Genomic DNA, 13,626 nt, shown 5'->3' on the forward strand with positions numbered 1-13,626 from the left:
GCTCCCAGCGCGTGTGCGGGCCGCCCTCGCACGAGGCGTCCAGCAGGGCGAGGGAATGCCGTTGGCACAGGCGCCGCGACTGCTCGAGCCCGGCGACCAGGCCCTGGAGGACGGCGTCCTACGCAACCCGGATGGCACGCTGCTCATCGCCGTCCGCACGGAGATGCCCGGGGTCACGGGAGAGATGATCGACTGGTGGTTCGGCTGGCACCTGACCTCCTCGGAGCGCTACCGGCTGTGGCACCCGCGCGACCACGTCCGGGCCACCGTCGAGGAGGATCGCTCCTACCTGTCGGACGATCGCGAGCGATACGTGGGTAATGTCTCGTACGTCGACGAGTACATTGGCGGACGCCTCATGAAGCTGGCCATCGAGTTCGTCCCGCCAACCCTCTATGGTCTCGAGCCCGGCCGGTTCGCCGAGGCCCGGGTGGACACAGCCGTCTGCGCGCGCACCGCCTTCCAAGGCTGGCCCCTCGCCGTGGGACACCTCATCCACCTCGTCCGTCGCGTCCCGGGCGGATGCGAGCTGCGCAGCCGCTTCTGGCTCGGCGATATCGAAGTGCGGCTGCCCGTCCTCGGCGGTCCTCTCTCTCGCCTGCTCAACCGCGCCTCACTGCGGCGGCGTGTCGCCCCCGACGGGCTTGGGCTCGGCCTCCTGGTGCATTGCGCCGAGGAGATGAACCACCTCGCCCGTCTCCTGCCAGGGCTGTACCGCGCATTCCCTCGGCCAGGGCCGTGAAGTTCCGGAGGTCCACGAACAGGAGCGTGACCTCGCGTTGCTCGCCTCGTGCGCTTTCCCGTCGCCAGGAGCATCCGGCTGTGCATGATGCGCCGCGCCAAAGAAGGAGGAGTACGTGAAGAACCGTGGTGTGATGTTGGTGGCGGCCCTGGGCCTGGCGATGGTGCTGAGCGGCTGCAAGAACGACTGCGACGTTTCCTGCGGGACGTATCAGGAGTGCGTGAGCAGCGACTTCAACGTGGAGCGGTGCACGGACACCTGCAACGTGAGGTCGGAAGACTCGGACTTCGAGGCCCAGGCGAAGGAGTGTGCCGGGTGCATCCAGGATCAGGAGACCTGCTCCGAGACCGTCAACCGGTGCTGGGACGACTGTCTCGGTGTGGTGCTCGCTTCGCGTCCGTGAAGAAAGATGCCCACGGCGCCGGGGTGGAGTGAGACCCGGCGCCGTGGGCGAGGCGCGCTCAGGAGGTACGCGCTACTGCGTGACAGGGACGAGCGTGTCCACCTGGGCGGTGCCCGTGTAGCTGGTGGGCGTGTTGAGGAAGCCCTTGAGCTGCACGCGCCAGGTGCCCGCGGTGGGGCGGGGAACGGACACCGACTCACCGGTGGAGGTGCCGTTGGCGCTGGTGCCCACCAGGTTTCCGCTCGGGTCGTAGACGAAGAGGTCCAGGTCGAGCGCCGGGTTGCCCCAGCTCGTGGCGATGCGCAGGGCGTTGGCGCCGGCGGGCACCACCAGGTTGTGCGTGTGCGAGGCCTCGACGAGGGTGACGTCCAGCACGGGCAGCTTCACCGACAGGCCCACGTTGCCGCTCCAGCCCGGCAGCGCCGTGGTGACGGTGGTGGTGCGGGTGCCGGCCGTCTCGGTGGCCTTGCGCACGGCGGCGTACGCATCCGCGTAGCCCGCGCCCGCTTCCCACACCGCGAGCTGCCGCGTGGTACCGGTGGTGGCGTCCTGCACGTACATGGGCTTCGCGGTGGAGGTGATGGCCGCCAGCACGCCGTCCAGGTTGAGCGACGGGTTGACCTCCAGCATCAGTGCGACCAGGCCGCTCAGGTGCGGGGTGGCCATGGAGGTGCCATCCAGTGCCGCGTAGAAGGGCTCCGGGTGCAGGCCGTCCAGGCCGAGGTACGGCTGCGCGATGGTGGCCGTGGTGGCGCGCGCCGCGACGATGGCCACGCCCGGCAGGGTGATGTCCGGGTGGTGGATCGCATCGCCCGGGATGCCGCGGCTGGAGAAGTCGGCCAGCTGGCCCGGCACGCCCTGGGAGATGAGCGGGTTGGTGGCCGTGCTGGTGTCCTTGGCCGCGCCCGCCGCCACCGAGATGACGCACGGCGAGGCGCTGTACGGGTTGAGCGTGTCCGCCCCGGGGCCGTCGTTGCCCGCCGCGAAGGCGACAATCATCCCCTCGTCATAGGCGCGCTTGGAGGCGATGCTGATGGGATCGAACGGCGCGAAGTGGCTGCCGCTGCTGCCCCACGAGTTGGAGATGACGCGGACGTTGTACGTCTCGCGGATGTCGGGGTCCATCAGGAAGTCGAAGCCCTCCAGCGAGTAGAGGATGCTGATGGCCTCGCCGGCGCCCACGGCGATGAGGTTGGCGCCCGGGGCCACGCCCTTGTACTTGCCGCCGGACCTCGCGCCCGAGCCGCCGATGGTGCTGGCCACGTTCGTGCCGTGGCCACTGGTGAGGTCGCTGTTGGGCACGTCGATGTAGAGCGCGCCGCCAATGCCCAGGTCGACGATGGGGGCCACCACCTTCACGTTCTTCACCAGGTTGGGGAAGTCACCGTGGGTGCCGTCCACGCCCGAGTCGATTACCGGGGTTGCCCCCTTTCCTGGGTATTGGTGCGAGCGGATTTATTTGGATCGCCCGGAATTAATTCGAGGGGAGCGCGCTCGAATGGGCCGCCGGCTCCGGGCGTGGCGGGAGGAGGCGGACCGTGCGCGGCTCGCCGCCGATGTCGACGGAGAGGTACGGCTCGGTGACGGGCCAGAGGGACTCCGCGTCTCGCAGCTTCTGCGCGGGGATGACGAGGGTGCTCCCCGGCAGCGAGAGGACGTGACCCGGCGCGCTCCAGACGCGGTCCGGCAGCAGGAGCGCGATGGTGGGCGTCTCCAGCAGGGCCCCGGGCTGGGTGAATGACGCACGGGAGACGTGGACGGGAACGGCGGGAGTGCTCACGCCCAGGCTCTCGCAGGTACGGTCCAGGGTGCTCGAGCCCAGGAGCGCCCTGGCCGCGCGCGTCAGGGAGCGAAGTCCGGGGACGAAGACCTTGGACACGTCGGCGGGGGCGTCCGTGCCGGGCTCGCGGTGCGAGTACCCGAGGATGTCCTGGCCCTCTTCGTCGAGGTGGATCCGGATGGGCTGGGACTCGGACTCCTTGGGGGAGACGAGGACGACCACGGCAGGCGTGGCCACTGCGGCGGTGTCCGCCTGGGCCAGCACGTAGGCGCAGGGTGGCTCGTCCCGGGTGAGCGCAGCCACGGACAGTCCGGCCACCGCCAGTCCCATCACCAGCGGCTTCCAGCTCCGCGTACCTGCCCACTCCTGCTTACGTGGCTCGCCGATGATGTCTCTCCCATCCCGAGTCCTGCCAGGGGTATTGAAGGAGGGAGGTGCGGTTGGATCTTCCGGCGCTCAGTACACCGTCAGTTTCAGGGTGATGGTGGACGGAGCAGGTGGGAGCAGCCCTCCCGCCGTGGCGGTGATGTTGAATTCGTACATGCCCGCCTGAGTGGGCGTGCCGGAGAGACGTCCCGTTTCTCCAGTCAGGGTGATGCCCGGCGGCAGGGTTCCGCTCGCCCGCTTCCAGGTGACGGAGGCGGGGGTGCTCTGGAGGAGATGGGTGTAGGGCGAGCCCACGCGCGCATCGGGAAGGGCGCTGCTCTTGATGCAGACCTCCGAGGACGAGCATGTGATGGAGGTGAGTTGGAGGCGCCGCACGGCGCTCTGCGGAGGCGAGTCGGAGTCCGTCACGCGGACATCGAACGGGGGCGTGCCTGAGCCCGCGTAGGCGGCCCCGTCGAGCTTCCCGTTGCTGCGCAGGACGATGCCCGAGGGCAGCCCACCATTGACGATCTCGAAGCTGTAGGGCGGCTTGCCTCCGATGGCCGAGAGGTACTCCACGTACTCCTTGCCGCTCTCGAAGTAGACGAGGACGTCCGGCCCGGCCAGATGCAACACGGGGCGGATCTGCATGGAGAAGTTCTGGCTGGAGCGCTGGGGCTCGGCGCCCTGGTCCACCACCTCGACGGTGAAGGAGTAGTCGCCAGCGGCGGTGGGCTTTCCGGAGAGCTCGCCGCGCGAGGTGTCCAAGGACAGGCCCGGAGGCAACTCCCCCGTGGTGGAGAAGGTGTAGGGCGGAGTTCCGCCGCTCACCTGGAAGCGGTGGAAGTAGCTCACCGTCTCCGTGCCAGTTCCGGGGCCATCTGGCACGAGCACGAGCTGCTGCGGGCCCGCGTCGGGCTCTCCTCCATCCGAGCCTGCGTCGGTGCCACCATCGGTGCCAGCATCGATGCCCCCATCGGTGCCACCGTCGGTGTCCATTCCCTGGGGCTCCTCGCCAGTGCAGGGCCCGCGCCCGCCACAGTCCGGCAGGCAGACGCCCTCGGCGGCCAGGCAGGTCCAGCCCGCCTCACAGCCCCCCTGCGCGTCGCACGCGGGGAAGCGGGAGAGGTCCGGTTGGAAGACGCAAGCTCCCACCCCGAGGAGCACGGCCAGCCCCATCCACCGCGGCCCAGGTCTCATGGCAGCTCCCAGACGAAGAAGACAGCGCCTCCCATTCCCAGCAGCGCGCCAGCCCCCATCAACACGTTGGCCGCGCGCGCCTGCCGCTGGCCCTCTCGCAGTCGCTTCGTGAAGCAGGCGCGGAAGACCTCGCCCTCACCGCTACAGCCCGCATCGCCCATGGACAGCCCCATCTCCGTGTGGCGCGCGGCCAGCCCGAAGCCCACCCCGGCCGCGAGCGCAACGCCTCCCGCTGCCAGCAGCACCGTGGGCCACACCTTGCTCGGACGCGCCTTCGCCTGCCCCGCCAGGCGCGCCGTCCACAAGTCCTGGAAGGCCTCGCGCGCTCGCGCCTCTTCCTGGCCGGGCGGGAGTCCCTCTCCCGAGAGCTGCACCAGCGTGTGGCGCTCCTGGCCCGCGCGGTCCACCAACGTGAGGGCCACGCTGCGGCCTCCTCCCACGCCGAGGGCTACCCCGCGCACCATCCGGTCCGCACCGAGCGCCACCGCCTGCGCGCCCCGGCATACCGCGTCCGCGCAACCGGCGAGCCGTCCTCCCTGGCCTCGCACCTTCTCCAACGTGGCCGCACGCTGCTCCAGGCACACGCCGGAGGTGCGCTCCACCGCCCTGCGCACGGCGTCCTCCACCTGACGGGCCTCAGCGGTAGAGAGCGCCACGGGTTGGAAGGGGACGAGCACCAGCCGCTCGCCACCCTTGCATGGGGCTGGTGTCTGCGCGAGCGCGAGCGCCAGCGCGAAGGAGAGCAGGCTCATGGCGACAAGTCAGGGGGTTGCTCGGGGGAAACGGGCGTCTGCCCGAGGCTGGCCATGTACCCGTTGTAGAAGCGCGGGCCGAAGGGCACGGAGAACAGCTTGTCCCTCAGGGCGTCATCCATCGCCCCGCGCGCGGCGAAGGTGTTGTCGCGCCAGGCGAGGCTCGCGGCATCCACCACCGCACCCGCGCGAGTGAACTGGAAGGAGCCCTCCCGCCCCGTCGAGGAGCGCAGGAAGTAGCCGTACCCGGTGGGCAGTCCCAGCACCACCGAGCGCTCGCGCTCCTTGTGGAGCTCGGCCACCCGAAGGCCGCGCGAGTCCTCCACCCACAGCCGGCCCTCCAGGCCCGTGGGCAGCAGGAGGAATCCCAGGCGCGCCTTGTCCCCGAGGTCCACCAGCGGCGCCGCCCGGTCCTGCGCGGGCGGTTGGATGGACACCTCGAGTCGGCCCCGCACGTCCTCCACGCCCTGGTTGGCGGCAGCGACGAAGGCGCGCAGCTCCGAGTACTCCACTCGCCCGTCCGCGTTGACGTCCGCGGCGCCGGAGAGCGCGGAGAGCACCTGATGGCTGAAGACGCCCGAGCGGATGGCGCTCCACTCATGGCTCTCCTGCTCGCGGGTGGTGGAGAGCACGGCGCCCACGTGCGGGTAGCGCGCCAGCTCGCGCGTGGCCAGCAGGCCCTGCACCGCCTGCACCTGGGCGGGAGCCACCGGCAGCGCGCCGCGCGAGTTGACGAAGAAGTACGAGTCACACGCGTCCACGATGAGGTGGACGAAGGCGGCGGTGCTGGGGGCGATGACCTGGGAGTAGAGGTCCGTGCGAGTGAAGGCCCCATCCAGCAGACTCACCGAGCCCTCCCCGGCGGCCCCGCGCTTGCCGTGGCCAGTGAAGACGAAATAGAGCACCGGGGTGTCGCCGCGGGCCTTGTCCTCGGCCATGCGGGCATTGAGCTGGCGGAGCGCCTCTTTGAGCGAGGCCCGGGTCGGCGGACGCGTGCGGGCGGCGAGCCCCGGGTGGAGCGCCTGCGTGTCGGCGTCCAGCACAGTCAGGAGCACGGTCTCCTTCGTGCGCGAGGAGAGCAACTCGTAGTAGCGCGCGCCGTCGTCATCGGCGTAACGCAGGGGGGCCTGCTTCGGCTCGGTTCCGGTGTTGTTGGCGATGATGAGTGCGTAGGCGACCCGGGAGGGCGCGGCGCTCGCGGCGGAGCCAGCGAGGAGCGCGAACCACAGCAGGGCGGCCGGAGCGCATCGGAGCGGTCGCATGCTCGGGGGGGGGTCTCCGGAAGGACAACGAGGGTGCTTAACGTGCCACGGTTACGTGTGGGGAATCCACCCGCCCCCCTCGATGGCCCGGGCCCCAGAGGGGCAATGTCGCTCATGCGACCATGAGGCGCTCCCACTTGGGCGGCTCCAGGGGGATGACCTGGGTGGGTGTGGCGGAGCCGAGTCCATCCCACCCCATTTCCTCACTGGCCGCGGTTGTACGGCTCGCTCGGGCTCGTGCCGGGCCGGGAACCCAGCGCCGTTCTTGTCGGGAGCGCTCTTCAGACTGGGAGGCCCCGTCACCCATCGGAGGCGCTGATGACGTCCAAGCCGCGGCTGCTGCTCGCCCTGGTCCTGCTGTCCACCGGCTGTGCGTCGGTGACGCCACTTCCTGGCCGGGTGACAAGCCTGCGTTACACGCAGCACGAGGCCGCCGCGCCCACGGTAGCCACCCGCCCCGAGGCTGATGCCCCGCAGCGGTTGTACCGGCGCCGGGCCTCCCGTGCGGAGGTAACGGCGGCGGGCCCGGACAGCGCGGAAAGGGAGGCACGGCAGAGGGCCCTCGCAGCCCAGTTGGCGTTTCGTGGTGCCATTCGAGAAGTGTCAGGCTCCACCCGCCGCATCTCCGGCGAACTCGCCCGGCTCAATGCCAGTGGCTGGGGCCTCGCCAGCGGAAACGGCGTCTTCCTCCGCTACGCCGACTACGGCACCGCGCAATTGCGGTGGATTGACGCACAGCTCGCCGCCGCCACCCGGTTGGCCAATGTCGCTTCGGAGGTGGAGGAGCCGGACATGCAGCTCGCCCTGCTGCGCGTGGCCGGTCCACGGCTCGAGGCCGCCATGGTGGGCTCGCTCCTGCTCGCCGTCTGGCTCGACTTCCTCAACCTCGCCGATGTCGCGCTCAGACAGCACCTCTACCCCGTGGAGACGCTCTTCGCGGACATGTGGCGCAGGCAGGAGCTGCTTGAGCCCGCAATGACGGCGCTCTCCTCCCGGGAGCACGAGCAGGTGGAGGCCGCGGCGCAAGACGTGCCCCCGCTGGTAGGCCACCTCTCGGACGAATTCGCGGCCACCGTGGAGAGAATGCGCGTGGCGGCTGAGAACCTCCAGAAGGTGCTGCTCCTCAAGGAGGCCATTGAGACTGTCACCATGCTCTCGACGATGAGGTTCTCGCTGCCTTCGGTGCCTCCGTCAGCTCCCGCCCTGGTGGGCATCGGCCTGGCGGTAGGTGGCGACGGCGTGATGGTGGGTACGCGCATTCTCGTCTCAGCCGAGTGGGTGGAACTGGTACGCCAGTTGGTGCGCGCGGGCGTCCTCTCCCTGCCCGTCGTCAGCGCCGCCGTGCGGATTCAGGTCGGCCAGGTGATGATGGCGCAGGCGCACGGCGAGCTGCCGCGGGGCGTGCGCGAGGCGCTGGGAGATGGACCCGAGGTGGGGGCCATGCACGAGACGGGCAAGGCGGGGGCTGGCATGGCCGAGCCGCCGCGACACCACGTCATGCCGAAAGAGTTCCGCGAGTGGTTCGAGAAGCGCGGATTCACCGGCGAGATGGACATTGACGAGTTCTGCGTCAGGCTGGAGCAGGCGCACCACGAGGCCATTCACGGCGGTGGCGACTGGAAGCTGGGCCGCACATGGCCGGATGAATGGAACCGGATGATCATGAAGACGCTGCGAGACGCAGAGCTCGCGGCTGGTCGGATGTTGATCCGGGATGAGGTCTTGGACATCGTCGCGGAAAACATGACGCGCTACTACATTCCGATGAACTTCATCCCCTGGAGAGGGCGTTGAACGAGGGACATCCCTGGCGGGGCAACTGGGTGGCACGCCTGTATGAGCGGGTCCGCGAGCGCGGTTACGACTCGTTGACCGCCTTTGCCGAGGCACGCCCTACCGCCTCGCTGGTGGCGCTGGCCGAGGAGCTTGGCAAGAACGATTTCGCAGCCGTGCAGGTCTTTAAGGGGCTGGTTGAGGAGGCCGAGCGGAGCCATCAGCTCACTCGATTGGTGCGCGGGCAGCTCGTACGCGAACTATCCGCCTGTCTCCCCAACGGCTGGCCGGCAGTGATGGATGATGCAACCCGTTTCAAGGTCGCCAAGGCACTCGGCTTATGGTCTGCCTACACCCCTGTAACCCATGAGAAGCGAGTCGAGCAGGCCAGAGCAACACTCCTCGCTACGCCGCCTCCGCCCGGGTGGCGCCCGCTCGGCCCTGACGACGAGCTACTACTTACGCTCCTGCCCGACGAGGAAGCCTGAACCCAGCCCTGGAGGGGCTCGCGGTGCCCCAACATTGCCAAACCGTATAGTTCCCGAAAAAGCCCAGCAATCGGCCGTGTGCAAGATGGAAACTGTTCAGGCATGCCGCCTGGACGGTTCAGGGAACTGGAGACAACTCCCATGGCACGACTGAAAACCCTCTTGGCCACGATCCCGGTACTGGTGGGGCTCGCGGCGGGCGCGGCACTGGCTTCCGATGCGGAGGAGATCCGCATGCTCGCGGAGGCGAAGATCACCTTGCAGCAGGCAATCGACGTGGCCCAACGGCACCAGGGCGGCCAGGCCTTCGAGGCGTCGATCGACGACGACAGCTTCCAGCCGGTCTACGAGGTCAGCGTCGTCAAGGACAACCGCGTCTATGACGTCTGGGTCAGCGGGAGCGACGGGAAGGTGCTGCGCGTGCGCGAGGACACGAAGAAGGATTGACGCACGAGGAGGCGTGATGCCGGGGACGAGAGGGGCAGTCCAGCTCTTCTCTCCTCGTCTGGTAGGAGGGCTCGCTTGCGTATTTTGCTGATCGAGGACGACGCGCAGACGGCGGAGTACGTCCGCCGTGGCCTGCTCGAACTGGGCCAGGTCGTCGACCACGCGAAGGATGGCCAGGAGGGCCTGCTCATGGCGACGGCCAGCCATTACGACGTGCTGGTCATCGACCGGATGCTCCCGAAGCTCGACGGGCTGACCGTGTTGAAGATGCTGCGGGAGGCGCGCGTCCGGACCCCCACGCTGTTTCTCACGGCGATGGGCAGCATCGATGACCGCGTGAAAGGGCTGGAGTCTGGAGGGGACGACTATCTGGTGAAGCCCTTCGCCTTCTCCGAGCTCTATGCGCGCATCTGCTCACTGGGCCGCCGGCCGCCACTGCAGGAGGTGCGGACGGTCCTCTCGCTGGCGGACCTGGAGATGGACCTCATCAAGCGGACGGTGGTGCGCTCCGGGAAGAGCATCGACCTGCAGCCGACGGAGTTCCGGCTCCTGGAATACCTGCTGCGCCATGCGGGCCGGGTCGTCACGCGCACCATGCTGCTGGAGCACGTCTGGAGCTTTCACTTCGACCCGAAGACCAACATCGTCGAGACTCATATCAGCCGCCTGCGCGCCAAGCTGGACCGGGGGTTCGCGACGGAGCTGATTCACACCGTCCGTGGCGCGGGATACAAGCTCGATGTGGCCCCCTAGGGTTCTGCGCACAGCGAACTTCCGCCTGGCCTTGAGCTATGCGGCCGTCTTCAGCCTGTCCGTCTTCCTCCTCGGGGTCATCGTCTTCTTCGGGGTCCGTTCCTCGCTCGAACAGCAGCTGCGCGGGCAGATTGAAGCGGAGGTGGGCCAGCTCCTGGTGGACTACCGCGACGACGGGCTGGAGGAGCTTCACCACGACATCCGCGAGCGCATCGAATCCAATCCGGCCCGGCGGCTGCACTACTACCTGCAGAGCCCAGAGGGCCGCGTGGTCTTCGATCCGCTCCCCGCCATCCCCACCCCGGATGGTTGGCACACCGTGCGGGTTCCTGCCCTCGGGACGAATGACGCCAAGACCACCGTCCTGCTCCAGGCGCTCACCCTGGACGGGGGTTTCAAGCTGGCCGTTGCGGCGGACCTCGCTCCTATTCAGGATGCCGCGCGGGCCATCCGTCAGGCCTTCGGATGGGCCTTCTTGTTCACGCTGGTGGCGGGAGCCGCGGGAGGGCTGTGGATCGGCCAGCGTTTCCTCTCCCAGGTGGATGCCATCACCCGGGCAGCGGAGCGGATTGGCGGGGGCGATGTGACGGGGCGCCTCCCCACCCGGGGGACAGGGGATGACCTGGACCAGCTCACCACGGTCATCAACCGCATGCTGGACCGCATCCAACGGCTGCTGGAGAACGTCCGCCAGGTCAGCACGAGCATCGCTCACGAGCTGCGGACCCCATTGGGGCACCTGCGGCAGACGCTGGAGGCCCTGCGCGTGGAGGCTCCGCATGACACGCTGCGCAACGAGGCCTTGCGTCAACTGGATGCCACCCTGGACACCTTCAGCGCGTTGCTGCGAATCGCCGAGGTCGAGTCCGGCTCGCGCAAGGCGGGCTTCGAGCTGCTCTGCCTCTCCGAGGTGCTGGAGACCGTCGCGGACGCCTACAGCCCTGTGGCCGAGGACAACGGGCAGCGCCTGACGCACCAGATTGCCTCGGGGCTCTATGTGCGTGGCGATCGCAACCTGCTGACGCAGCTCTTCGCGAACCTGGTGGAGAATGCCGTGCGCTACAGCGGCAGGGGCAGCGAGATTCACCTGGCGCTGGAATCCGTAGCCGACGGAGCGCTCGCGGCCACCGTGTCTGATACGGGCCCGGGAATCCCCAGCGCTGAACATGCGCGGGTCTTCGAGCCCTTCTACCGGCTGGATGCGAACCGCACCGGCCCGGGCAGCGGGTTGGGACTGAGCCTGGTGGCGGCCATCGCCAGCCTCCACGACCTCACCGTGACGCTCGCGGACAACCACCCGGGATTGAAGGTCCGCCTCCAGGGGCGCTGCCAGCTGCCTCCCCTGGAGGCGGACACTGCGCGGGGTCCGTGAGCGGGGTCTCGCCTCGGAGCCTCATCCTCCCTGGAGCCGGGGTCTCCTGTACTTCCTACAGCCGCCCACCGCGCCAGGCTGCCGGGCTGCCGAGACCCCGTGGGCGACGATTCTAGGACCTTGGGGATCCAACCGGGCGGTCAAATGGCAATGACAGCATGAGCGATGGGTGACGGGGACGGGTGGGGCACGCTAAGTCGCCGAGGGATGGAGTGGGATGCGCGGACATTGCAACGCTTCCGGGACGGTGAGCCGGAGACCTTGGGCCAGGTGTACCGGGCCCATGCGGAGGCCTTGGCGCGGATGCTGCGGGCCATGGCGTGGCGGGGGAGGGGTTTCGGACAGATGAGGGGCGCGCTGGAGCTGGAGAACACGGTGCTGGAGACGTTCGCCCGGGCCTTCGAGCCGCGGACGCGGGCGGCGTACGACGGGGTACGGCCGTACGGGCACTTCCTGGTGGGCATCGCGCGCAACGTGCTGCTGGAGCAGACGCGGCAGCGTGAGGTGGCGGTGGGGCTGGAGCCCTTCGAGGAGTCGGGTGAGCTGCCCGAGGGGGACGGCCTGGCCCAGTCGCTGGAGGACCGGGAGGTGGAGGGGTTGCTGGCGAGCTTCAAGCAAGGACTGACGGCGGAGGAGCGGCGGCTGTTCGAGCTGCGCTTTGGCGAGGACGGGATGGCGCAGGAGGGCGCGGCGGAGCAGCTGGGGCTGACGCGCATTCAGGTGCGGAGGCGGGAGCTGGGGTTGAAGACGCGGCTGCTCGAGTTCCTGCAGGCGCGTGGCTACCTGGAAGGGATGGAAGTGAAGGGGTGGAGCTTCTTCAAGCGGCGAGGCCAGTCATGACGAGGTGTGGAGACCGGCAGGCGAAGCAGGCGCTGGAGTCGCTCTTCCGGGGCGAGCTGGACGGGGAGGGCTTCACCCGGTTGCGCTCGCACGCGGTGGGGTGTGGCGAGTGCCGCGAGGCCTACGACAAGCTGAGCCGCGTGGAGTCGGCCCTGGAAAAGCGCGCGCTGCCGGCGAGCCGGGAGGCGTTGTTGGAGAAGGAGCTGTTTGCCCGGCTGGGAGCCACCGCGAAGCCGGTCCGGGCTCCGGAGCCCGAGCGCAAGCGCTTCTTTCCCCAACTCTTCGTGCCGGTGATGACGGGGCTGGCGATGGCTGGGGTGGCGTTGCTGCTGGTGGTGCCGCAGCTGCGCGAGCGGGAGTCCGAGTTTCAGACGCGCGGAGGAGAGACGGGGACGGCGGCCTGGGGCATCCGGGTGTTCTGCGTGGGAGCGGACGGACAGGTGCAGGGGGAGGCGAGGCCGGGCGGCAGACTGGTGTGTGGAGAGGGGAGCGCGGTGCAGTTCAGCTACACGGCGCCGGAGGCGGCGAGACTGACGGTGGATGCGACGTCGCCCGAGGGGGAGCCGCTGCGGTTCTTCCCGCAGGAGGGCGCGGCGGAGCAGGTGGCGGCGGGGGTGGACGTGTTGTTGCCTTTCAGCACGCCGGTGCAGGAGGGCTGGCTCTCCAGGCCGCTGGAGGTGAGGGCGCGTTTCGAGGATGCGAGGGGCCGTGAGCTGTCCCGGACGAACCTGACCCTCACGCCGAGGTAACGGTTCCCCCCTGAAGGACCAACCCGTCGAGCAATCAACTCCACCGGACCCCCTTGGCGCGCGCGGGCCTCCCACCCACCGTCAGACGGGCCATGAGCCCCCAAGCCGCGGTCCGAGTCCTCTTCCTGAGCATGGGCAATGCGGCCCGAAGCATCATGGCTGAGTGCCTGCTGCGCAGGCTGGGGCACGGGCGCTTCATTACCTTCAGTGCAGGCGTGCAGCCGAGGGGCGAGGTGCACCCTCTGGCGCTGAAGGTGCTGCGCGAGCGCTTCCGGCTGGATCCGGGTGGCGCGCGCAGCAAGTCCTGGGAAGAGTTCCGGGGTGAGCACTTCGACCTGGTCATCACGGTCTGCGACAAGGCGCGTGAGACCTGGGCGGTATGGCCGGGGAGGCCGCGCATGGCGCACTGGGACGAGCCGGACCCGGTGGCCTTCGAAGGGAGCGAGGCGGCACGCGAGCTCCTCTTCCTCCAGGTGGCGCGGGAGCTGTCCGTCCGCCTGGATCTGCTGTGCGCGCTGCCGCTGGAGAAGCTGATGCGCCTGTAGCGCTTCCATTCCCAACGCGGTCACTCCCAGGTGCCGAGCGGGGAATTGCGGGACAAGTGTGCGCTCGCTCGGCCGCCCGCCCTCGTGCGAGGCGTTTCCCTACCTGGAACGAACGCGGGGCCTCCTTAGGTTGGGACAACGCCAAACCTCAGCA

At 69.1% G+C, this 13,626-nt stretch carries 15 protein-coding genes; 10 read left to right on the plus strand and 5 right to left on the minus strand.

The genetic code is table 11. From position 1 onward, the window contains the following. Positions 1-55: 55 nt before the first annotated feature. On the plus strand, positions 56-742 hold the full coding sequence (locus OV287_RS03390; protein ID WP_267532521.1) for a DAPG hydrolase family protein: 687 nt from the start codon (positions 56-58) through the stop codon (positions 740-742). Positions 743-857: 115 nt separating this feature from the next. Then, on the plus strand, positions 858-1,145 hold the full coding sequence (locus tag OV287_RS03395; RefSeq protein ID WP_267532522.1) for a hypothetical protein: 288 nt from the start codon (positions 858-860) through the stop codon (positions 1,143-1,145). A 72-nt stretch (positions 1,146-1,217) separates the two neighbouring features. Here the strand turns inward: OV287_RS03395 and OV287_RS03400 are convergent, their stop codons facing one another. The 5 genes from OV287_RS03400 to OV287_RS03420 form a co-directional block, all read right to left on the minus strand. Then, on the minus strand, positions 1,218-2,600 hold the full coding sequence (locus OV287_RS03400) for a S8 family serine peptidase (RefSeq protein WP_308809824.1): 1,383 nt from the start codon (positions 2,598-2,600) through the stop codon (positions 1,218-1,220). Positions 2,601-2,619: 19 nt separating this feature from the next. Continuing rightward, a complete protein-coding gene (locus OV287_RS03405) occupies positions 2,620-3,258 on the minus strand; it encodes a hypothetical protein (RefSeq protein WP_267532523.1) in 639 nt (212 codons plus the stop codon). 123 nt (positions 3,259-3,381) lie between these two features. Next, on the minus strand, positions 3,382-4,491 hold the full coding sequence (locus OV287_RS03410) for an Ig domain-containing protein (protein ID WP_267532524.1): 1,110 nt from the start codon (positions 4,489-4,491) through the stop codon (positions 3,382-3,384). Beyond that, on the minus strand, positions 4,488-5,243 hold the full coding sequence (locus OV287_RS03415) for a hypothetical protein (RefSeq protein ID WP_267532525.1): 756 nt from the start codon (positions 5,241-5,243) through the stop codon (positions 4,488-4,490). The genes OV287_RS03410 and OV287_RS03415 overlap by 4 nt, the downstream gene beginning before the upstream one ends. Beyond that, the gene (locus OV287_RS03420) at positions 5,240-6,505 is read right to left on the minus strand and encodes a caspase family protein (RefSeq protein ID WP_267532526.1); all 1,266 of its coding nucleotides are present in this window, start codon (positions 6,503-6,505) and stop codon (positions 5,240-5,242) included. Before OV287_RS03420 ends, OV287_RS03415 begins: the two co-directional genes overlap by 4 nt. 318 nt (positions 6,506-6,823) lie before the next feature. Here OV287_RS03420 and OV287_RS03425 point away from each other — a divergent pair, with 318 nt between their 5' ends. The 8 genes from OV287_RS03425 to OV287_RS03460 all read left to right on the plus strand — a co-directional run bounded on the left by OV287_RS03425 (position 6,824) and on the right by OV287_RS03460 (position 13,472). Then, positions 6,824-8,299 carry a DUF2380 domain-containing protein gene (locus OV287_RS03425; protein ID WP_267532527.1) on the plus strand — a complete coding sequence of 492 codons (1,476 nt, stop codon included), beginning with the start codon at positions 6,824-6,826 and terminating at the stop codon, positions 8,297-8,299. Beyond that, positions 8,296-8,766 carry an NUDIX hydrolase gene (locus OV287_RS03430; RefSeq protein WP_267532528.1) on the plus strand — a complete coding sequence of 157 codons (471 nt, stop codon included), beginning with the start codon at positions 8,296-8,298 and terminating at the stop codon, positions 8,764-8,766. Before OV287_RS03425 ends, OV287_RS03430 begins: the two co-directional genes overlap by 4 nt. Positions 8,767-8,907: 141 nt before the next feature. Continuing rightward, positions 8,908-9,213: a PepSY domain-containing protein gene (locus OV287_RS03435; protein WP_267532529.1), complete on the plus strand. Its 306-nt coding sequence runs from the start codon at positions 8,908-8,910 to the stop codon at positions 9,211-9,213. A 75-nt stretch (positions 9,214-9,288) separates the two neighbouring features. Continuing rightward, the gene (locus tag OV287_RS03440; protein WP_267532530.1) at positions 9,289-9,966 is read left to right on the plus strand and encodes a winged helix-turn-helix domain-containing protein; all 678 of its coding nucleotides are present in this window, start codon (positions 9,289-9,291) and stop codon (positions 9,964-9,966) included. Continuing rightward, complete coding sequence (locus tag OV287_RS03445) at positions 9,953-11,338, plus strand: sensor histidine kinase (RefSeq protein WP_267532531.1); 1,386 nt, start codon at positions 9,953-9,955, stop codon at positions 11,336-11,338. Before OV287_RS03440 ends, OV287_RS03445 begins: the two co-directional genes overlap by 14 nt. A 228-nt stretch (positions 11,339-11,566) precedes the next feature. Continuing rightward, on the plus strand, positions 11,567-12,178 hold the full coding sequence (locus OV287_RS03450; RefSeq protein WP_267532532.1) for an RNA polymerase sigma factor: 612 nt from the start codon (positions 11,567-11,569) through the stop codon (positions 12,176-12,178). Next, complete coding sequence (locus OV287_RS03455; protein WP_267532533.1) at positions 12,175-12,927, plus strand: hypothetical protein; 753 nt, start codon at positions 12,175-12,177, stop codon at positions 12,925-12,927. The genes OV287_RS03450 and OV287_RS03455 overlap by 4 nt, the downstream gene beginning before the upstream one ends. 92 nt (positions 12,928-13,019) lie before the next feature. Then, the gene (locus OV287_RS03460; protein WP_267532534.1) at positions 13,020-13,472 is read left to right on the plus strand and encodes an arsenate reductase ArsC; all 453 of its coding nucleotides are present in this window, start codon (positions 13,020-13,022) and stop codon (positions 13,470-13,472) included. The last annotated feature ends 154 nt before the right edge of the window (positions 13,473-13,626 follow it).

The sequence above is a fragment of the Archangium lansingense genome (genome assembly GCF_026626635.1).
Taxonomy (GTDB): Bacteria; Myxococcota; Myxococcia; order Myxococcales; family Myxococcaceae; genus Archangium; species Archangium lansingense.

Bases quoted from the DNA above. Each gene is read 5' to 3' on its own strand.
- OV287_RS03390 (WP_267532521.1), top strand. From the start codon at position 56: ATGCCGTTGGCACAGGCGCCGCGACTGCTCGAGCCCGGCGACCAGGCC.
- OV287_RS03410 (WP_267532524.1), bottom strand. From the start codon at position 4,491: ATGAGACCTGGGCCGCGGTGGATGGGGCTGGCCGTGCTCCTCGGGGTG.
- OV287_RS03415 (WP_267532525.1), bottom strand. From the start codon at position 5,243: ATGAGCCTGCTCTCCTTCGCGCTGGCGCTCGCGCTCGCGCAGACACCA.
- OV287_RS03420 (WP_267532526.1), bottom strand. From the start codon at position 6,505: ATGCGACCGCTCCGATGCGCTCCGGCCGCCCTGCTGTGGTTCGCGCTC.
- OV287_RS03425 (WP_267532527.1), top strand. From the start codon at position 6,824: ATGACGTCCAAGCCGCGGCTGCTGCTCGCCCTGGTCCTGCTGTCCACC.
- OV287_RS03435 (WP_267532529.1), top strand. From the start codon at position 8,908: ATGGCACGACTGAAAACCCTCTTGGCCACGATCCCGGTACTGGTGGGG.
- OV287_RS03445 (WP_267532531.1), top strand. From the start codon at position 9,953: ATGTGGCCCCCTAGGGTTCTGCGCACAGCGAACTTCCGCCTGGCCTTG.
- OV287_RS03455 (WP_267532533.1), top strand. From the start codon at position 12,175: ATGACGAGGTGTGGAGACCGGCAGGCGAAGCAGGCGCTGGAGTCGCTC.
- OV287_RS03460 (WP_267532534.1), top strand. From the start codon at position 13,020: ATGAGCCCCCAAGCCGCGGTCCGAGTCCTCTTCCTGAGCATGGGCAAT.